This window comes from Rhodanobacter soli, assembly GCF_040548735.1.
GTDB lineage: Bacteria > Pseudomonadota > Gammaproteobacteria > Xanthomonadales > Rhodanobacteraceae > Rhodanobacter > Rhodanobacter soli_A.
Map to the genome: position 1 here is coordinate 635,825 of NZ_JBEPSD010000001.1, position 17,538 is coordinate 653,362.

Annotated in this window: 19 protein-coding genes; 13 read left to right on the top strand and 6 right to left on the bottom strand. The window is 66.7% G+C overall.

Annotated features, from left to right (window positions below; all coding sequences use genetic code 11):
- Positions 1 to 4: 4 nt before the first annotated feature.
- The 6 genes from ABIE04_RS02955 to ABIE04_RS02980 all read left to right on the top strand — a co-directional run bounded on the left by ABIE04_RS02955 (position 5) and on the right by ABIE04_RS02980 (position 4,613).
- On the top strand, positions 5 to 823 hold the full coding sequence (locus tag ABIE04_RS02955; RefSeq protein WP_354547084.1) for a MalM family protein: 819 nt from the start codon (positions 5 to 7) through the stop codon (positions 821 to 823).
- The gene (locus ABIE04_RS02960; RefSeq protein ID WP_354547085.1) at positions 820 to 1,134 is read left to right on the top strand and encodes a hypothetical protein; all 315 of its coding nucleotides are present in this window, start codon (positions 820 to 822) and stop codon (positions 1,132 to 1,134) included. The genes ABIE04_RS02955 and ABIE04_RS02960 overlap by 4 nt, the downstream gene beginning before the upstream one ends.
- 10 nt (positions 1,135 to 1,144) lie before the next feature.
- Positions 1,145 to 1,936, top strand: a complete 792-nt coding sequence (locus ABIE04_RS02965; protein WP_354547086.1) for an SDR family oxidoreductase — start codon at positions 1,145 to 1,147, stop codon at positions 1,934 to 1,936.
- Between the two features lie 102 nt (positions 1,937 to 2,038).
- A complete protein-coding gene (locus ABIE04_RS02970) occupies positions 2,039 to 3,505 on the top strand; it encodes an aldehyde dehydrogenase (RefSeq protein WP_354547087.1) in 1,467 nt (488 codons plus the stop codon).
- A 14-nt stretch (positions 3,506 to 3,519) separates the two neighbouring features.
- The gene (can, locus tag ABIE04_RS02975; protein WP_354547088.1) at positions 3,520 to 4,188 is read left to right on the top strand and encodes a carbonate dehydratase; all 669 of its coding nucleotides are present in this window, start codon (positions 3,520 to 3,522) and stop codon (positions 4,186 to 4,188) included.
- Positions 4,185 to 4,613 carry a RidA family protein gene (locus tag ABIE04_RS02980; RefSeq protein WP_354547089.1) on the top strand — a complete coding sequence of 143 codons (429 nt, stop codon included), beginning with the start codon at positions 4,185 to 4,187 and terminating at the stop codon, positions 4,611 to 4,613. Before can ends, ABIE04_RS02980 begins: the two co-directional genes overlap by 4 nt.
- 88 nt (positions 4,614 to 4,701) lie before the next feature.
- On the opposite strand, the gene ABIE04_RS02985 is transcribed toward ABIE04_RS02980, so the two are convergent.
- Positions 4,702 to 4,962, bottom strand: coding sequence for a hypothetical protein (locus ABIE04_RS02985; RefSeq protein WP_354547090.1), 261 nt, complete (start codon positions 4,960 to 4,962; stop codon positions 4,702 to 4,704).
- Positions 4,963 to 5,150: 188 nt separating this feature from the next.
- On the bottom strand, positions 5,151 to 5,930 hold the full coding sequence (gene hutG, locus ABIE04_RS02990) for an N-formylglutamate deformylase (protein ID WP_354547091.1): 780 nt from the start codon (positions 5,928 to 5,930) through the stop codon (positions 5,151 to 5,153).
- 116 nt (positions 5,931 to 6,046) lie between these two features.
- On the opposite strand from hutG, the gene ABIE04_RS02995 reads away from it, so the two are divergent.
- The 4 genes from ABIE04_RS02995 to ABIE04_RS03010 all read left to right on the top strand — a co-directional run bounded on the left by ABIE04_RS02995 (position 6,047) and on the right by ABIE04_RS03010 (position 9,864).
- Positions 6,047 to 7,396: a hypothetical protein gene (locus ABIE04_RS02995; protein ID WP_354547092.1), complete on the top strand. Its 1,350-nt coding sequence runs from the start codon at positions 6,047 to 6,049 to the stop codon at positions 7,394 to 7,396.
- A gap of 208 nt (positions 7,397 to 7,604) precedes the next feature.
- Positions 7,605 to 8,936 carry a hypothetical protein gene (locus tag ABIE04_RS03000; protein WP_354547093.1) on the top strand — a complete coding sequence of 444 codons (1,332 nt, stop codon included), beginning with the start codon at positions 7,605 to 7,607 and terminating at the stop codon, positions 8,934 to 8,936.
- Between the two features lie 119 nt (positions 8,937 to 9,055).
- Positions 9,056 to 9,211: an energy transducer TonB gene (locus tag ABIE04_RS03005; RefSeq protein WP_354549761.1), complete on the top strand. Its 156-nt coding sequence runs from the start codon at positions 9,056 to 9,058 to the stop codon at positions 9,209 to 9,211.
- 77 nt (positions 9,212 to 9,288) lie between these two features.
- On the top strand, positions 9,289 to 9,864 hold the full coding sequence (locus ABIE04_RS03010; RefSeq protein ID WP_436410348.1) for a C40 family peptidase: 576 nt from the start codon (positions 9,289 to 9,291) through the stop codon (positions 9,862 to 9,864).
- Between the two features lie 133 nt (positions 9,865 to 9,997).
- Here ABIE04_RS03010 and ABIE04_RS03015 read toward each other — a convergent pair whose 3' ends face one another.
- Positions 9,998 to 10,483, bottom strand: a complete 486-nt coding sequence (locus tag ABIE04_RS03015) for an FKBP-type peptidyl-prolyl cis-trans isomerase (RefSeq protein WP_354547094.1) — start codon at positions 10,481 to 10,483, stop codon at positions 9,998 to 10,000.
- 53 nt (positions 10,484 to 10,536) lie between these two features.
- Positions 10,537 to 11,769: an MFS transporter gene (locus ABIE04_RS03020; protein ID WP_354547095.1), complete on the bottom strand. Its 1,233-nt coding sequence runs from the start codon at positions 11,767 to 11,769 to the stop codon at positions 10,537 to 10,539.
- Positions 11,770 to 11,874: 105 nt separating this feature from the next.
- Between ABIE04_RS03020 and ABIE04_RS03025 the strand changes: the two genes are divergently transcribed.
- Positions 11,875 to 12,531, top strand: a complete 657-nt coding sequence (locus ABIE04_RS03025; RefSeq protein ID WP_354547096.1) for a class I SAM-dependent methyltransferase — start codon at positions 11,875 to 11,877, stop codon at positions 12,529 to 12,531.
- Between the two features lie 169 nt (positions 12,532 to 12,700).
- Complete coding sequence (locus ABIE04_RS03030; RefSeq protein WP_354547097.1) at positions 12,701 to 14,026, top strand: DEAD/DEAH box helicase; 1,326 nt, start codon at positions 12,701 to 12,703, stop codon at positions 14,024 to 14,026.
- A gap of 75 nt (positions 14,027 to 14,101) precedes the next feature.
- On the opposite strand, the gene ABIE04_RS03035 is transcribed toward ABIE04_RS03030, so the two are convergent.
- Together ABIE04_RS03035 and fghA are read right to left on the bottom strand one after the other, a co-directional pair.
- Positions 14,102 to 14,656: a GNAT family N-acetyltransferase gene (locus ABIE04_RS03035; protein ID WP_354547098.1), complete on the bottom strand. Its 555-nt coding sequence runs from the start codon at positions 14,654 to 14,656 to the stop codon at positions 14,102 to 14,104.
- Entirely contained in the window at positions 14,653 to 15,501 is an 849-nt protein-coding gene (gene fghA, locus ABIE04_RS03040) for an S-formylglutathione hydrolase (RefSeq protein ID WP_354547099.1), read from the bottom strand. The genes ABIE04_RS03035 and fghA overlap by 4 nt, the downstream gene beginning before the upstream one ends.
- A 156-nt stretch (positions 15,502 to 15,657) precedes the next feature.
- Here fghA and ABIE04_RS03045 point away from each other — a divergent pair, with 156 nt between their 5' ends.
- A complete protein-coding gene (locus ABIE04_RS03045) occupies positions 15,658 to 17,502 on the top strand; it encodes a DEAD/DEAH box helicase (RefSeq protein WP_354547100.1) in 1,845 nt (614 codons plus the stop codon).
- The last annotated feature ends 36 nt before the right edge of the window (positions 17,503 to 17,538 follow it).

Here is a 17,538-nt window from a genome sequence, read left to right on the forward strand (position 1 = left end):
CGCCATGTCGCTTCGACTCCCTGCCATCGCCGCCGTACTGGCCTTCGCCGCCCTGCTGGGCGGCTGCCATAACGCCAAGGCCTTGCTGCCGCCGAACCTGCGCCCGCCGTCGGAGAATACCGGCGACGCGCTGAAGCTGGCCCAGTTGCAACTGATGCAGGCCACACCGTGCTGCAGCAGCTTCGCCGACTTCTCCTATCGCAGCATGCTGCCGTGGCAGCCGCAGAAGTTCGTGCTGGGCAGCGGCAGCATGGTCGCCAACCTCAACGGCACACAGAGTTACTTCCTCGCCTTCCGCTTGCCGGTCGACGTGAAACTGCCGTACAAGGTCGCCCTGAAGTCGGAATTGAACGGTCGCTGGCTGCACGCCAGCTATCTGTTCGCGCCCACCGTGGTGCTGCTGGACGAGGGTTTCCAGCCGATCCGCTCCGAGGACATCGGGCTGTGCGAGCACATGGGCTGGAGTGACGAAACGAGCGGCGCCTTCGGCAGCCTGGAAGTCGACAGCAAGCAGGCGCGCTACCTGCTGGTCTACAGCTCGGCCGAACAGCAGTCGGGCAAGACCTACTGGGAACAGTCGCCGGCCTCGTTCTCCAGTTCCACCGCCGCGTCGCTGCAGATGAACTCCGCTGGCAGCTTCAGCATCCCGCACGGCCCGGATGGCGCGCTGTGGGTCGGCATGATGAACAAGACCTACGAGAAGGCCCTGGCCAACGCGATCTGCAAGAAGGCGACGAAGGGCGACGGCGTGCTCAACACCTTGCGCACCGCGTTGCCGTTGCCCTGGAGCAACGACAGCAAGACCGGCCACAGCCCGCCATGATCGTCCTCTATCTCGCGCTGCTGGCGAGCGGTGTCGGCCTGTTCGTGCTGTCGTACGTGGCGCCGTTCCGGGTTGCCGCACTATTGCGCAGGCGTTATCCGCAGCACTGGCAGGTCATCGCCACCGCCGCGCAAGGCAGGCTTTCCGGCTTCCGCATCTGGGCCAGCATGCAGCAGGTGCTGCGCTCCCCGGCCCTGCCCGCGCTGGGCGATGCGGCGATCGACCGCTGGCGTCTGGTCTGGCGTTACAGCCAGTGGCTGGGCTGGTTATGCTGGCTCGCCGCGCTGGCGATGCGGCTGTGGCTGCACTGAGGGAACAAGCATGCAACTGGATCTGGGTGGACGTCATGCGCTGGTCTGCGGCGCCTCGCAAGGCATCGGCCAGGCCAGTGCGATCGAACTGGCCGAACTCGGTGCCAGCGTCACCCTGCTGGCGCGCTCGGCCGACAAGCTCAAGCTGGTCGCCGAAAGCCTGCCGCGGACGCATGCCGGGCAACGGCATGACTGGCGCAGCGTGGACATGCTGGATACCGCCAGCCTGCGGGCGACGGCTACCGAAATCGCCGCCGGCGCCGCGGTGCATATCCTGATCAACAACACCGGCGGACCGCCCGGCGGTCCGGCGCACAGCGCGGAACCCGAGGCCTTCGAGACGGCATTCCGCCAGCACCTGCTGGCCGGCCAGATCCTGCTGCAGGCGCTGCTGCCCGGCATGCGCGCCAGTGGCTACGGCCGCATCGTCAACGTGATCTCCACCTCGGTGAAGGAACCGATCGCCGGGCTGGGCGTGTCCAATACCGTGCGCGCCGCCGTCGCCGGCTGGGCCAAGACCTTATCCACTGAACTCGCCGCCGACGGCATCACGGTCAACAACGTGCTGCCCGGCTACACCCGCACCAGCCGCCTCGACAGCCTGCTCGCCGCGCAAGCGGCCGCCAGCGGCCGCGACGAAGACGTGATCGCCCAGGCCATGCTGACAACGGTACCCGCCCGCCGCTTCGGCGAAGCCAGCGAAGTGGCCGCCGTGATCGCGTTCCTGTGCACCCCCGCCGCTGCCTACGTCAACGGCGTCAGCATCGCGGTGGATGGCGGCCGCACGCGTGCGTTGAGTTGAGCCCGGACCTGCCCTTCGACTCGCGTCACCCTCCCAGTTTCCGCCCCACGCATACGCCGGCGTCCGGTGCAATTGCGGCACGCTGGTTTTAAGCTTGTCCCGATGCCTATCCCGCGCCTAGCCAATCTGATCGATGGTCGCCTGCAGGCGCCCCACCACGATGCATGGCTGGAAGTGCACGAGCCGGCCACCGGTGCGGTGTTCGCTCATTGCCCCGATTCCAGTGCGGTGGACGTTGCCGCCGCGGTCGCCGCCGCCAGTCGTGCCGCACCCGGCTGGGCCGGCACGCCGATCGAACAGCGTGCACACCTGCTGCAGCGGCTGGCCGACCTGGTCGAGGCGCGGCTGGAGGAGTTCGCTGCGCTGGAATCGCGCGACAGCGGCAAGCCGCTGAGCCTCGCGCGCCGGCTCGACATCCCGCGCGCGGTCAGCAACCTGCGTTACTTCGCCGCCGCGATCACCGGCTGGGGCAGCGAATCGCATGCGATGGAAGCCGGCGTCATGGGCACCGGCGCGATCAACTACACCTTGCGCGAGCCGCTCGGCGTGGTCGGCTGCATCAGCCCGTGGAACCTGCCGCTGTACCTGTTCACCTGGAAGATCGCGCCGGCGCTGGCCGCCGGCAACACGGTGGTGGCCAAGCCGTCGGAAGTGACGCCGTGCACGGCCGCCCTGCTCGGCGAGCTGAGCATCGAGGCCGGCTTTCCGCCCGGCGTGCTGAACATCGTGCAAGGCCGCGGCCCCAGCGTGGGCCAGGCGATCGTGGAACATCCGGCGGTGAAGGCGATCTCCTTCACCGGCAGCACCGCCACCGGCGCGCGCATCGCCAGCGCGGCGGCCGCGCAGTTCAAGAAGGTGTCGCTGGAAATGGGCGGCAAGAATCCGGCGATCGTGTTCGCCGACGCCGATCTTTCCGACGCGAACCTGGACACCATCGTGCGCTCGGGCTTCGCCAACCAGGGCGAGATCTGCCTGTGCGGCTCGCGCCTGCTGGTGCAGCGCTCGGTCCTCGAAGCCTTCCGCGAGCGCTACCTGGCGCGCGTTCAGGCGCTGCGCGTGGGCGACCCGGGCGACGCGGACAGCGACCTCGGTGCGATGGTCTCGCAGGCGCACTACGACAAGGTGCTCGGCTGCATCGAACAGGCCCGCGCCGAAGGCGGCCGCGTGTCGTGCGGCGGCGAGGCCATCACCTTGCCCGGCCGCTGCGCCGGCGGCTGGTTCATCGCGCCGACCGTGATCGAGGGCCTGCCGTCCGCGGCGCAGACCAACCAGCAGGAAATCTTCGGCCCGGTGGTCAGCCTGATTCCCTTCGCGGACGAGAACGAAGCGCTGGCGATCGCCAATGACAGCCGCTACGGTCTGGCCGCTTCGCTGTGGACACAGGACCTGTCCCGCGCGCACCGGCTCGCCGGCCAGCTCGAATTCGGCATCGTGTGGATCAACTGCTGGCTGCTGCGCGACCTGCGCACGCCGTTCGGCGGCGCCAAGCAATCCGGGCTCGGCCGCGAGGGCGGCAACGAGGCGCTGCATTTCTTCACCGAGCCGAAAAACATCTGCATTCGCTACTGACGGGAACCAGGATATTGAACAACCCACTACAGGAATTGATCGACAGCAACCGCCGCTGGTCGGCCGCCGTGTGCGCGGAGGACCCGCATTTCTTCGAGCGCCTGGCCAAACAGCAGGCGCCGAAATACCTGTGGATCGGCTGCTCCGATTCGCGCGTACCGGCGACCCAGATCGTCGACCTGCCGCCGGGCGAGATCTTCGTGCAGCGCAACGTCGCCAACGTGGTGTCGCACACCGACCTCAACTGCCTCAGCACGGTGCAGTTCGCGGTAGACATCCTCAAGGTGGAGCACATCATCATCGTCGGGCACTACGGCTGCGGCGGCGTCCAGGCGGTGCTGGACGAGCGCCGGCTCGGCCTGGTCGACAACTGGCTGCGACACGTGGGCGAGGTGGCCGAAAAGCATTCCGCGATGCTTGCCGCGCTGGACCTGATGCAACTGCGCAACAACCGCCTGTGCGAGCTCAACGCGATCGAGCAGGTCTCGAACATCTGCCACACCACGATGGTGATGGACGCGTGGGAGCGCGGCCAGCCGCTGTCGGTGCACGCGTGGTGCTACAGCCTGGACAACGGCCACGTGAACGACCTGGACATGCACGTCCACTCGCGCGAATCGCTGCTGCCGGCGTACCACCATGCGATGCAGCAGCTGATGCGCACGCCGGAGCCGCGCGGATGAGCGAGGCGATCCGCACCGACGCCGCCCCCGCGCCGGTCGGCGCCTACCCGCATGCTCGGCGCGTCGGCAACCTGCTGTTCCTGTCCGGCGTGGGCCCGCGCCAACCCGGCAGCAACGCGATCCCCGGCAACGTCCACGACGCGGACGGCCGGCTGGTCGGCTACGACATCGAGGCGCAGTGCCGGCAGGTGTTCGCCAACGTGCGCGCCGTGCTCGAAGCCAGTGGGGCCGCATGGGCCGACCTGGTCGACGTCACCGTGTTCCTCACCGACATGCAGCGCGATTTCGCCACCTACAACCGGCTATATGCGGAACATTTCGCCGGCATCGACGCCTGCCGCACCACCGTGGGCATCGACGCGCTGCCGACGCCGATCGCGATCGAACTGAAGTGCATCGCCGCCCTGCCGGCGCAGCCGCGCTGATTTCCCTCGACCGGCGCGCGGGCAAGTCGCGCACATGAAAAACCCCGCCGGTCTGCACCGGCGGGGTTTTCGATTCACGACAACACGATCAACCCGCCGACGTTGTCGCCGGAGCCGGGTTGGCGGCAGGAGCCGCGGCCTTGTGGCTCTTGTGATGGGACTTGTGGTGGTGCGACTTGTGGTGCATGGCGGTCTTCGGCGCCGCGTCAGCCGCGGCAGCGGGAGCCGCCGCAGGAGTTTCCTGCGTCGCCGGAGCAGCCGCCTGCGGGGCAGCGGCCTGGGCCAGCACGGAACCGGAAAGCGCAACGCCAGCCACAAGCAGGGAAGCGATCAGAAGTTTACGCATCATGATGTCGAGCCTCGGACGATTAAGGTATCGCGAACCCGGCCGGAACCCGGCGACTCGGGTGGCGCGACGGACTGACGATGCGACGCCGATGGGATACGAAGGCTGAATGCAACACGCGGTTTCGTGCGCAATATGCACACAGGATCTTGACTTTCCCCGTATCCGATTACGCCCGTAATTATTTACGCTCAGACCAGGCAGGCCTGCAGCATCCGGCCGATCAAATCCTGCACCGCCGGCGCCTTCGCCTCGTCGTACGCGAAGCTCTCCTCGTCCATGTAGTTGAGCTGTGCCAGCTCCAGCTGCACGGCCTGCACGCCAGTCGCGGGCGTGCCGTAATGACGCGTGATGTAACCACCCTTGAAGCGGCCGTTGATGGCGAAGCTGAAGCGCTCCTGCGACTCCAGGCAAGCCTGCAAGCGCGCCTGCAACTCCGGGCTGCTACTCGTGCCGGCCGCCGTGCCGAGATTGAAATCCGGCAGCCGCCCCTCGAACAGCATGGGGACCCGGCTGCGGATCGAATGCCCTTCCCACAGCACCGCCCGACCGTGCTCCGCACACAGCCGTGCAAGTTCCTGCGCGATGGCCTGATGGTAAGGCCGCCAGTAATCGTTTATGCGCCGTTGAATTTCAGCGTCATCCGGCTCGCTGCCATCCCGGTACAGCGGCTCCCCATCGAAGCCGATCGCCGGCACCAGGCCGGTCTCGCGCTGCCCCGGATACAGCGCATGACCATCGACGGGGCGGTTCAGGTCGATCACGTAGCGCGAGGCCATCGGCTTCAGCACGCTGGCCCCCAACGCCTGGGCCAGCGGCTCGTACAACCGGCCGACATGCCAGTCGGTATCCGGCGCACGGCGCGCCGCCGGACGCATCCGTGCGGCGATATCGTCGGGAATGAAGCTGCCGTCGTGCGGCAGGCTGATCAACAGCGGCACGCGGCCGCGCTGCAAGGTGAATGTGGTCATCGACGCATTCTACCCAGTCCGCCACCACAGTCCCGTTTCCGCCGGGGCCGGACGGAGGCTTGCCTGCCGGAGCATACAGAGGCACGCTAGCCATGGGTCATCCACGGGGGTTGAACATGCTGGGCAGCGTGCCGTTTCGAATGGTTTCCATTGCGCTTTGCATGGCCGCATCACTTCTCCCCTCGGCGCTGGCTCAGGATTTCAGCCCTGCCGCCATCGAGATGTTCCATGGGCTGAGGCAGCAGCCCAACGACCTGGCCCGCTACGTCTACCTGGTCAAGACGGTGCAGGCACTTCCCGTCGCCGACCGGCCGCTCGCCATGCAGATGTTCGCTTCGGTCGAGAACGAACTGGGCCTTTACAACGAGGCGCTTCGCGACTTCCCGCTCAAGAGCCACGTTGCGGCGGATACCGCCATTCCCACGGCGGCGCAATGGAAAGCCGCCGACGCCACCGACGTCATCATGCAGCAGGCAGCCGACCGCCGCATCGTGCTGATCAACGAGGCGCACCACGACGCCCACACCCGGCAACTCACTCTTGCCCTGCTGCCACGCCTGCGCGCGCTCGGATTCGACTATTTCGCGGCGGAGGCGCTGCTCAACAAGGACGCCAGGTTGATGAACCGCGGCTACCCGATCGGGACCAGCGGCAGCGAATACCTCCACGAACCCTCGTATGGCGAAATCGTGCGCACAGCGATCAAGCTGGGCTTCAAGGTCGTGTCCTATGACGTGGACAGCGGCACCACGCAGGAACGTGAAACCGGGCAGGCCAGAAACCTGTACCGGAAGGTGTTCGCCAAGGACCCTGACGCCCGGCTGTTCGTCCACGCCGGCTATGCGCATATCGACAAGGCGAAGGGGCGCTTGGGCAACACCGTGCCGATGGCCATGCAGCTGCAGCAACTGACCGGCATCGCGCCGCTGTCGATCGACCAGACCCAGTTCCGCGAGCAGGTCCCGAGCGAATCGGACGCATACTCGGAACTGGTCAAGAATTTTCCTTCCGAAGGCCCCTTCGTCCTGGTCGATCGCAGCACCGGCAAACCGTGGAGTGCGCATCCGGATCGATACGACGTCAACGTGCTACTGCCACCCGCCGCAGGCCAAGGAGCCGTCGAAAGCGGCTATACCCAGCCATCGACGATCGTGCACGATATGGTCAGGAAACAGTCCATGTTGGCGCATTTCGTCAACACGCAGCGCCCGGAATGGCTGACGCTGAATGACGAACGCTTCCCGTACACGATCAGCACGACGCTGTGCCGGGTCACCACGCCCTGCGTCGTCGATGCGCACTACGTCGACGAAGACGAGGACGCCATCGCCGCCGACCGTTATGCCTTCATGCAGGGCGACACCGTGAGCAAGCTGTATCTCCGACCCGGTCGCTACCGGCTGCGCGCCTGGGACATCCGCGGCAGGACCTTGTCTCAGCAGGTCATCACGATCAGGGAGCGCTGATCCCAGGGCACCGGCATATATGAAGCCGGTTCGGGTCGATCCTTCCGCCGGTCCGTGCGCACCGGTTTTGTGTGTGTTCCGGAAACTCCCGCCAACACATCGCTGCGCGAAGCCTTCATCGGGCCGTTGCGGCGGGCAGGTTCGATTGATACTTGCCTGGTGGCAGGTTCAGGGGCACGCTGGCCATAACCCATCCCGAGACTCGACCATGCCGAACTGGGCTCCCCGAGTGGCTTTCATCGCGATCGGCCTTGCCATGCCGCTGACTGCGCCCCTATCCGCGCAGGATTACAGCCCGGACGCGGTCAGCATGTTCCACGAGCTGAAGCAACAGCCCAACGACCTGGCTCGCTACGCATACCTGATCAGGGAGATACCGAGGCTTCCTGTTTCCGACCAGCAGCTGGCGATGCAGATGTTCGCTTCGGTCGAGAACGAACTGGGGCTTTACAACGAGGCTGTCCACGACTTCCCGCTGAAGAGCTATATCGCGGTGGACGCCACCTTGCCGACGCCGGCCGAGTGGAAGCCCGCCGATGCCGCCGAGGTCATCACGCAACTCGCCGCCGACCGCCGCATCGTGTTGATCAACGAGGCGCATCACGATGCCCACACCCGGCTGCTGACGCTAACCCTGCTGCCCCGGCTGCGTGCACTCGGATTCGACTACTTCGCCGTGGAAGCGCTATCGGACAAAGATGACCAGCTGATGCAGCGCGGTTATCCGGTCAGGGACAGCGGCACCGAGTACCTGCACGAACCCACCTACGGCGACATCGTGCGGACGGCGATCAAGTTGGGATTCACCCTGGTGCCCTACGACGCGGACACGGGCACGGATCGCGAAGCCGGACAAGCGAACAACCTGTACCGGAAGGTATTCGCAAGGGATCCCCACGCCCGGCTCTTCGTGCATGCCGGTTACGCGCATATCGACAAGGCAAAGGGGCGCCTGGGCAATACGGCGCCAATGGCCATGCACCTGCAGCAGCTGACCGATATCGAGCCGCTGTCGATCGACCAGACCCAGTTCCGCGAGCAGCTTCCCGGCAAGCCGGATGCCTATCAGCAACTGATCAAGGATTTCCCGCCGAACGGCCCCACCGTACTGGTCAACCGCAGCACAGGCAGGCCGTGGAGCGCCCATCCCGACCGGTATGACCTCAACGTATTGCTGCCCCCCGCCGACACAGGCGGCGTCGAGAGTGGCTACATCCAGCCCTTGACGACCGTGCGCGACACCGACCGCGACCATCTCATGCTGGCGAATCGCCTCAACAAGCAGCGCCCCGACTGGTTGACTCTGCGCAACGAGCGCATCCCGTACGCGATCAGGACAACACTGTGCAAGACACGCTTCCCTTGCGTCGTCGACGCGCATTACGTCAACGAGCCCGACGAAGCCATCGCTGCCGACCGTTACGCGTTCATGCAGGGCGACGCCGCAAGCAGGCTCTATCTTCGCCCCGGACGCTATCGCCTGCGCGCCTGGGACATCCGCGGCAAAACTTTGTCCCAAAAGATCATCGCGGTGCACTAACCCAGGCCCCGGCAAGCACGCTTACATGCGGATCGGCGCCACGGGCACGACGTCTGGCTCCTCGCGGGTCGATACAAAGCCGCTTATCCGAAGCACAGCACTACACGTCTGCCGACCTGATCGCCGCCGCCAGTGATGCGGCAAGGCGATGGCACTTCAATCCGCAGATGAAGGGCGGGAAGCCGATCGACGGCTACGCGCGCGTGCCGGTCAAATTCGACCTGACGCCGCTTCCGCATGGGGCCAGCAGCGATCAAGTTGAGAAACTGAATTGAAAATGCAAAAAAATGCATTGATTTGCATATGAATTATTGAATTGATAACCTCGGTACGCCCCAGCCGAGGTTGTCTCGTGAGTCCGCAGCCCGTCGCCCAATGCACCCTGTCGTTATCGTTACCGCGGGTCGCGCGCGGGGCGCTGCTTTTCTCTGCGATCGCCTTGCTGGCCGCGTGCGCCAGCAGTCCGCAACGGCGCCAGCCCACTTACAAGACCTCGCACTCGGCGCTGGCCGACCTGCCGCCGCGCGCACCTTCGGCCGCCAGTGCCGGGGAGGCGAACGACATCCTGTTCCGCGCGATCGGACTGGTCGGCACGCCATACCGCTGGGGCGGCAATACCCCCGCCGGCGGCTTCGACTGCAGCGGCCTGATCGACTACATCTATCGCACCGCCGCCGGCATCAGGCTGCCGCGCACCTCGCACGACATGGCCGCGATGGACGCCCGCAAGGTGCGCAAGATGACCCAGCTGGCCAGTGGTGACCTGGTGTTCTTCGACATCGGCGGCGCGATCAGCCACGTCGGCGTGTACGTCGGCAAGGGGCGTTTCGTGCACGCGCCGAACAGCGGCGGCACGGTGCGGCTGGACGATATCGACGGGCCGTATTGGGGAGATCATTTTGCCTATGGGAGGCGGGTGCTGGATTGATCATCCGGGCTGGATGAAAAGCTGGGCTTGCGGTAAGCCGGAGCTCCCCTCTCCAACTCTCCCCCACGGGGGAGAGGGCAAACGAAAAACGGCGCCCGAGGGCGCCGTTTTGCTCTGACTTTCGACTTGCCAGTCAGTGCTCTGCACTGCCTGGCGCGTGGGCGTGGCCGTGGGCGATCTCTTCCTCGGTGGCGTCGCGCACTTCGCCGAGGGCCACGTCGAAGTGCAGGGTCTTGCCGGCCATCGGGTGGTTCAGGTCCACGTCGATCGCGCTCATGCCGACCTTGTGCACGGTCACCGCGCGCTGGCCGCCCTGCTTCAGCTGCAGCACGGTGGTCATGCCGGGCTTGAGCCGGTTCGCCTGCGGGAAATACTTCTTCGACATGCGCTGGATCTGGCCTTCCTCGCGCTCGCCGTAGCCATCGGCCGGCGCCACGTCCACGCTCAGCGTCTCGCCGGCCTCGTGGCCTTCCAGCGCCGCTTCCAGGCCCGGGATCAGCTGGCCGTGGCCAAGCAGGATCCACAGCTGCTCGTCGCGATCGTGCGAGCTCTCAACCTTTTCGCCATCCACCGTCAGCGTGTAGTGGATTGCGATGACCTTGTCCTTGCCAGCCTTCATTGCCTGTCTCGTCGGTGGGATCAAACGGCGGATTCTAGCAGTAGCCCGACAGGCTAGGACTCGCGATGGCCGAAGCCCACGCCACGCGCCTCCGGCCCCAGCCACAGCAGCAACGCCAGCAGCAGCGCCACCAGCACCATCCACAGCGCCATCGCGAACGCGAAATCGCCGCCGTGCCGCTGCGCCAGCCAGGTTTGCGCGGTGGCGGTGACCGCCGCCAGCAGGTTGCCCATCTGGTAGGCAAACCCCGGCAAGGTGCCGCGCACCGCGGCCGGCGACAACTCGTTCAGATGCGTCGGCACCACGCCCCAGGCGCCCTGCACCATCACCTGGATCAGGAACGCGCCCAACCCCAGCAGGATCAGCGAGCCGCCGTACATCCACAGCGGAATCACCGGTATCGCCAGCAGCGCGGCGATCATCATCGCCTTGCGCCGGCCGATGCGCTCGGACAAGGCACCGAAGTACAGGCCGCCCACCAGCGCACCGAGATTCAGCAATGCCACCAGCACGAAGGCCACGGCAGAGCCGGTGGGCAAGTGCAGGTTCACCTCCTCGAAGGTGTGGTACATGTCCTGCGAGCCGTGGCTGAACATGTTGAACGCCATCATCAGCAGCATCAGGTAGATCGCCAGCTTCCAGTGCCCGCGCATGGCCTCGAACAGACCGGGCCGCTTCGCCGCCTGCGCGCCTTCCTTCCAGACCGCCGACTCCGGCACCTTGCGGCGGATGTACAGCACCAGCAAGGCCGGGATCGCGCCGACCACGAACAGGCCACGCCAGCCGATGTGGTCGACCAGCAGCCAATTCGCCAGCGCGGCGAGGAAGAAGCCGCACGGGTAGCCGCTTTGCAGCAAGCCCGACACCGCGCCGCGGGCTTTCGCCGGTATCGACTCCATCGCCAGCGACGCGCCGATACCCCATTCGCCGCCCATCGCGACGCCGAACAAAAAACGCAGCACCAGCAATGCGGTCAGCGACGAGGCAAATGCCGTGGCGCATTCGAACAACGAGAACAGGATCACGTCGAGCATCAGGATCGGCCGCCGCCCGAAGCGATCGGCCAGCCGCCCGAACAGCAGCGCACCCAAGGGCCGCGCCGCCAGGGTCAGGAACAGCGCGTAGGTGATCTGCGCCGTACCCACGTCGAACTCCTTCGCCACCGTGACGATGACGAAGGTCAGCAGGAAATAGTCGAACGCATCCAGTGTCCAGCCCAGGAAACTGGCCAGCACCGTGTGCCGCTGGACAGTATCGAGTTCACGCAAGGGTGCAAGCAGCGACATTGGTCTCTCCTCGAACGGAACTTCACGCACACGGCGCGCCGGCGACGATGGTACTCGTGCACCCAATGGCCTAGGCTGCCGCCATCGACGAAAACCGGGATCCGGATGGACCGCCGCAGCCGCCAGCGCATCGCCCACCTGTACGACAACCACCTGCAACGCGGCTACGTCCGGGGCAAGCTGGCCGGCGACCCGGTCTATGCGGCCACTGCCACGCTGGTCGCCGGCACGGCGCTGCCCCTGCTCGACATCGGCTGCGGCATCGGCCTGCTCGGGCTGTACCTGCACGCGCTGGGCCATGCCCGGCCCTACCTCGGCGTGGATCACGACGCGCGCAAGATCGCCGCCGGGCAACAGGCCGTGCAGCGCGCCGGACTCGGTGCGCTGATGAGCCTGCGGCATGCCGACGTGGCCGAACTGCCACCGACGCATGGCCATGTCGCGCTGCTCGACGTACTGCACTACCTGCCCGCCGAACGCCAGCCCACCCTGCTGCAGGAAGCTGCCCGGCACCTGGCTCCCGATGGCTGCCTGATCATCCGCAACGTGCTGCGCGAGCCGAACTGGCGCTTCCACGCCACGCGCGTCGAGGAGTTTTTCCTGCGCACCTCCGGCTGGATTCCCGGCGGCGCGCAACACTATCCGAGCGCCGGCGAATTGCGCGCGCCGCTGCAGGATGCCGGGCTCCGCGTGCACATCGAACCGCTGCGCGGACGCACGCCGTTCAACAGTTACCTGATCGTGGCGCGGCCGCATCGCTGAGACGATCGCGGCACGCCGTTCAGCTTGATCCCACGCAGACGCGCGCGGCGATGACGGATCGGCTATACTCCGCCACACATTCGTCCCCACGAGTGCTGCGACACACCGTCGCCCCTTCCCCTTAGTCTGCAACACGGTATGAACACTCCGGGTTGCTCAGGAGTGTTACATGTCTTTTGATTCGCTGGGCCTTGCGCCCGCGTTGCTGCGCGCGCTTGCCGATTACGGCTACACGCAGCCCACCCCGATCCAGTCCGCCGCCATTCCGCCCGCACTGGAAGGTCACGACCTGCTCGCCGCCGCCCAGACCGGCACCGGCAAGACCGCCGCGTTCGCGCTGCCGTTGCTGCAGAAGCTGTCGACCAGCGGGCAGACCATGACCCGCCGCCCGCGCGCACTGGTGCTGACCCCGACCCGCGAGCTGGCTGCCCAGGTGCATGAAAACCTGCGCGACTACGGCAAGCACGTCAATGTCAGCGCCACCACCATCTTCGGCGGCGTCAGCATGGGCCCGCAGATCAACGCGCTGCGCCGCGGCGTGGACGTCGTCATCGCCACCCCCGGCCGGTTGATGGACCACATGCAGCAGCGCACGCTGGACCTATCCGCGGTGGAAACGCTGGTGCTGGACGAAGCCGACCGCATGCTCGACATGGGCTTCCTACCGGCACTGAAGCGCATCCTCGTCGCGCTGCCGAAGAAGCGCCAGACCCTGCTGTTCTCGGCCACCTTCGCGCCGGCGATCAAGGCGCTGGCGATGGACTTCATGCACAACCCTCGCGAGATCTCGGTCTCCGCGCCGAACACCGTGACGACCCTGGTCAGCCACCAGGTGCATCCGGTCGACGCTTCGCGCAAGCGCGACCTGCTGCTGCACCTGCTGTCGGCCGACAGCCGCCGGCAGTCGCTGGTGTTCAGCCGCACCAAGCACGGTGCCGACAAACTGGTCACCTACCTCAACGCGTCGGGCCTGCGCAGCGCCGCGATCCACGGCAACAAGAGCCAGAACGCGCGTACCCGCGCCCTCAGCGATTTCAAGAGCGGCCGCGTCACCGTGCTGGTGGCCACCGACATCGCCGCGCGCGGCATCGACATCGAACAGCTGCCGATCGTGATCAACTTCGACCTGCCATCGGTAGCCGAAGACTACGTGCACCGCATCGGCCGCACCGGTCGCGCCGGCATGGAAGGTCTCGCCGTCTCGCTGGTCAGCCACGACGAGTCCGGCCTGCTGTTCGACATCCGCAAGCTGCTGAAGCAGGACATCGCAATCACGCCGATCACCGGTTACGAGCCATCCGCCCCGCTGCGCGTGGATGCCGGTGCACCGCGTCCGAAGCAAGGCGGCGGCGGTCAGCGCCAGCCGCGTGCGCCGCGACAGGGCAAGACCGCCGGCGCGGCACGGCCGAACGGTTATGCGCCGCAGGGCCGCAGCGATCATGCCGCCGGCAACCAGCGCCGCCGTTCGAACCATCGTCCGGCCGCCAAGGCCTGAGCAAGACAAGCTTGAGTGACACTGAACGTGGCGGCCTGATGGCCGCCACGTTCGTTTTGAAAGGCCACGGATCGCTCAATCGCCGGTGCGGATTTTCGCCGTGAGTACGTGGTCCTCCCAGCGTCCCGCAATTCGCAAATACTCCCGCGCATAACCTTCACGCTCGAAGCCAAGCCGCTCCAGCAACCGCGCGCTGCGCTCGTTGCGCGGCAGGTAATTCGCCATCACGCGATGCAGGCCCAGCTCACCGAACGCCCATGCCAGCCCGGCTTCCAGTGCTTCGTGCATCAGTCCCAGCCCCTGCAGGCCAGCGCTGACGCTGTAGCCGAGCAGGCATGCCTGGAACGGTCCGCGCACTACGTTGGACAGGGTGAAGCTGGCGAGGACATCCTCACCGTCCGGGCTGAACACGATGAGCGGATAGCCACGATCGAGACGCGCAGCCGCCTGTCCATCCGCAATCGCCTGCGCGCAATGTTCCAGCGTGTAGTAACTGTCCTCGCGCAAGGGTTCCCACGGCGCCAGATGAGCGCGATTGTCCACGCGGAAGCGCAGCAATTTCGGCGCATCGGAAGGTTCGGGCAAACGGATGCGGGTACGCGCAGTCTGCAGCACTGCCGACACGCTCATGACAGCCCCAATGCCGCCGCGTGATGGCGCAGGTGATCGTCGATGAAGCTGGTGATGAACCAGTAGCTGTGGTCGTAGCCGGCATGCCGGCGCAGCAGCAGCGGCTGCCCCGCCTCGGCGCAGGCCTGGTCGAACAATTCGGGTTTCAACTGGGCTTCGAGGAACGGGTCGGCCTCGCCCTGGTCGATCAGGATCGTGCCGCCGAAGGTCTGCCGCCGCACCAGTTCGCAGGCATCGTAGTCGGCCCAGGCCGCTGGGTCGTCGCCGAGATAACGCGGCAGCGCCTTCCTGCCCCACGGCACCTGGCTGGGCGCCACGATCGGCGCGAACGCCGACACCGAGCGGTAGCGTTGCGGGTATTTCAGGGCGAGGGTCAACGCGCCATGGCCGCCCATCGAGTGGCCGCAGAGGCCGCTGAGTGCCGTGTCCACCGGAAACTGCGCGGCGATCAGCGCGGGCAATTCGTCCGCCACATAGCGCTGCATGCGGAAATGCGTCGACCACGGCGCCGCCGTGGCGTCGACGTAGAAGCCCGCGCCTTCGCCGAACTCCCAGTCGCCGGTGGCGCCGTCGATGCCGGTGCCGCGCGGGCTGGTGTCGGGCATCACCAGCACCAGGCCCAGCTCGGCTGCCAGCCGCTGCGCGCCCGCCTTGATCGTGGCGGTTTCCTCGGTACAGGTCAGCCCGGCCAGGAAATACAGCACCGGGCACAGCTGCCGGGTGGCCTGCGGCGGCTGGTAGACGGCAAAGCGCATGGGGCCGGCGCAGGCCTCCGAGTGGTGGCGGTAGACGCCCTGGACGCCGCCGTGCAGGCGCTGTTCGGAGATCGTTTCGAGCATGCCCATCGTGGTCCTCGGCCCTTTGGCAAGGCAGCGCGAAGGATAACCGCACGGCCAGCACTTTCGCGTTCAGCAAGAACTGCCACGCGCAAGCGTGGAGACTGGTAGAATGCACGATCTGCGCGTCGCATTCCCGGCGCTGCCTTCTGTTCCGAGGTTCCCATGTCATCCCCCGTCTCCGACCACGCCCCGGTTCCGTCCGGTTTTGGCGCACTCGCGCTGCATCCCGACGTTCTGCGCGTACTGGCCGATGTCGGCTACGAATCGCCCTCGCCGATCCAGGCCGCCACCATCCCGCCGCTGCTGGAGGGCCGCGACGTGCTGGGCCAGGCACAGACCGGCACCGGCAAGACCGCCGCGTTCGCACTGCCGATCCTGTCGCGGATCAGCCCGCGCGCCGGCAAGCCGCAGGCGCTGGTGCTGGCGCCCACGCGCGAACTGGCGATCCAGGTGGCCGAGGCGTTCCAGCGCTACGCCGCGCACATCCCCGGCTTCCAGGTGCTGCCGATCTACGGCGGCCAGAGCTACGGCCCGCAGCTGCACTCGCTGAAGCGCGGCGTGCACGTCGTGGTCGGCACGCCCGGCCGCGTGATCGATCACCTGGACAAGGGCACGCTGGATCTGTCCGAACTGAAGTACCTGGTGTTGGACGAGGCCGACGAGATGCTTCGCATGGGCTTCATCGACGACGTCGAGAAGGTGCTGCAGGCGACTCCGCCGCAGCGCCAGGTCGCGCTGTTCTCGGCGACCATGCCCACGGTGATCCGCAAGATCGCGCAGCGGCACCTGAAGGATCCGGTCGAGGTCATCATCAAGTCCTCCGCCGCCACCACGCCGAACATCCACCAGCGCTACTGGTTCGTCAGCGGCATGCACAAGCTCGATGCGATGACACGCATCCTGGAAGCCGAACCGTTCGACGCGATGATCATCTTCGCGCGCACCAAGCAAGCCACCGACGAACTGGCCGGCAAGCTGCAGGCGCGCGGCCTGGCCGCTGCCGCGATCAACGGCGACATCGCCCAGCCGCAGCGCGAGCGGGTGATCCAGCAACTGAAGGACGGCAAGCTCGACATTCTCGTGGCTACCGACGTGGCCGCGCGCGGCCTCGACGTGGACCGGATCAGCCACGTGCTGAACTACGACATTCCGTACGACACCGAAAGCTACGTGCACCGTATCGGCCGCACCGGTCGCGCCGGCCGCAGCGGCGAGGCGATCCTGTTCGTCAGCCCGCGCGAGCGCGGCATGCTCAACGCGATCGAGCGCGCCACCAAGCAACCGATCGAGCAGATGCAGCTGCCGTCGGTCGAGGTGGTCAACGACGTGCGCATCGGCAAGTTCAAGCAGCGCATCAGCGACATGCTGGCGCAGGGCGACCTCGGTCAGTTCCAGCAGTTGATCGAACAGTACGAGCAGGAACACAACGTGCCGGCGGTCGAGATCGCCGCCGCGCTGGCGCGCATCGCCCAGGGCGACCAACCGCTGCTGCTGGCGCCACCGCCGAAGCGCGAGAAGTACGAGCCGGCCGCGCGCGAACACAAACCGCGCGAGCGCGAAGGCACGCCTGCCCGTGCCCCGCGCGAACACAAGACGCACGCGCACGAGAGCGCGCCGCCGCGCGAGTTCGGCCACCGCCCGGTGCGCGCGCACGCCACCGAGGAAGGCAAGCGCACCTATCGCGTCGAGGTCGGTCACGAGCACGGCGTCAAGCCGGGCAACATCATCGGCGCGATCGCGAACGAGGCCGGCCTGGACAGCCAATTCATCGGCCGCCTCAGCATCCGCGACCATTACAGTCTGATCGACCTGCCCGACGGCATGCCGAAGGAAGTGTTCGAGCACCTGAAGAAGGTGTGGGTGGTGCAGCAGCAGTTGCGCATCCACGAGTGGGACGGCAGCGACACCGGCACCAGCGCACCGCCGGCGCACAAGCCGGGCGGTTTCAAGAAGCCCGGCAGCTTCAAGCCACGGCCCGGCGGCGCCAAGCCGCCGCGGCGCAAGTAAGCGCCCTGCGTCGCGCCGCTCGATAAGCGACGGCGC

Excerpts from the sequence above, each read along its gene's own strand:
- ABIE04_RS03045 (WP_354547100.1), top strand. The coding sequence starts at position 15,658 with ATGTCATCCCCCGTCTCCGACCACGCCCCGGTTCCGTCCGGTTTTGGC.
- ABIE04_RS02985 (WP_354547090.1), bottom strand. The coding sequence starts at position 4,962 with ATGATGCGTAAACTTCTGATCGCTTCCCTGCTTGTGGCTGGCGTTGCG.
- ABIE04_RS02965 (WP_354547086.1), top strand. The coding sequence starts at position 1,145 with ATGCAACTGGATCTGGGTGGACGTCATGCGCTGGTCTGCGGCGCCTCG.
- ABIE04_RS02955 (WP_354547084.1), top strand. The coding sequence starts at position 5 with ATGTCGCTTCGACTCCCTGCCATCGCCGCCGTACTGGCCTTCGCCGCC.
- fghA (WP_354547099.1), bottom strand. The coding sequence starts at position 15,501 with ATGGGCATGCTCGAAACGATCTCCGAACAGCGCCTGCACGGCGGCGTC.
- ABIE04_RS03000 (WP_354547093.1), top strand. The coding sequence starts at position 7,605 with ATGCCGAACTGGGCTCCCCGAGTGGCTTTCATCGCGATCGGCCTTGCC.
- ABIE04_RS02980 (WP_354547089.1), top strand. The coding sequence starts at position 4,185 with ATGAGCGAGGCGATCCGCACCGACGCCGCCCCCGCGCCGGTCGGCGCC.
- ABIE04_RS03030 (WP_354547097.1), top strand. The coding sequence starts at position 12,701 with ATGTCTTTTGATTCGCTGGGCCTTGCGCCCGCGTTGCTGCGCGCGCTT.
- ABIE04_RS03015 (WP_354547094.1), bottom strand. The coding sequence starts at position 10,483 with ATGAAGGCTGGCAAGGACAAGGTCATCGCAATCCACTACACGCTGACG.
- ABIE04_RS02995 (WP_354547092.1), top strand. The coding sequence starts at position 6,047 with ATGCTGGGCAGCGTGCCGTTTCGAATGGTTTCCATTGCGCTTTGCATG.
- ABIE04_RS02970 (WP_354547087.1), top strand. The coding sequence starts at position 2,039 with ATGCCTATCCCGCGCCTAGCCAATCTGATCGATGGTCGCCTGCAGGCG.
- ABIE04_RS03020 (WP_354547095.1), bottom strand. The coding sequence starts at position 11,769 with ATGTCGCTGCTTGCACCCTTGCGTGAACTCGATACTGTCCAGCGGCAC.
- hutG (WP_354547091.1), bottom strand. The coding sequence starts at position 5,930 with ATGACCACATTCACCTTGCAGCGCGGCCGCGTGCCGCTGTTGATCAGC.
- ABIE04_RS03035 (WP_354547098.1), bottom strand. The coding sequence starts at position 14,656 with ATGAGCGTGTCGGCAGTGCTGCAGACTGCGCGTACCCGCATCCGTTTG.
- ABIE04_RS03025 (WP_354547096.1), top strand. The coding sequence starts at position 11,875 with ATGGACCGCCGCAGCCGCCAGCGCATCGCCCACCTGTACGACAACCAC.
- ABIE04_RS02960 (WP_354547085.1), top strand. The coding sequence starts at position 820 with ATGATCGTCCTCTATCTCGCGCTGCTGGCGAGCGGTGTCGGCCTGTTC.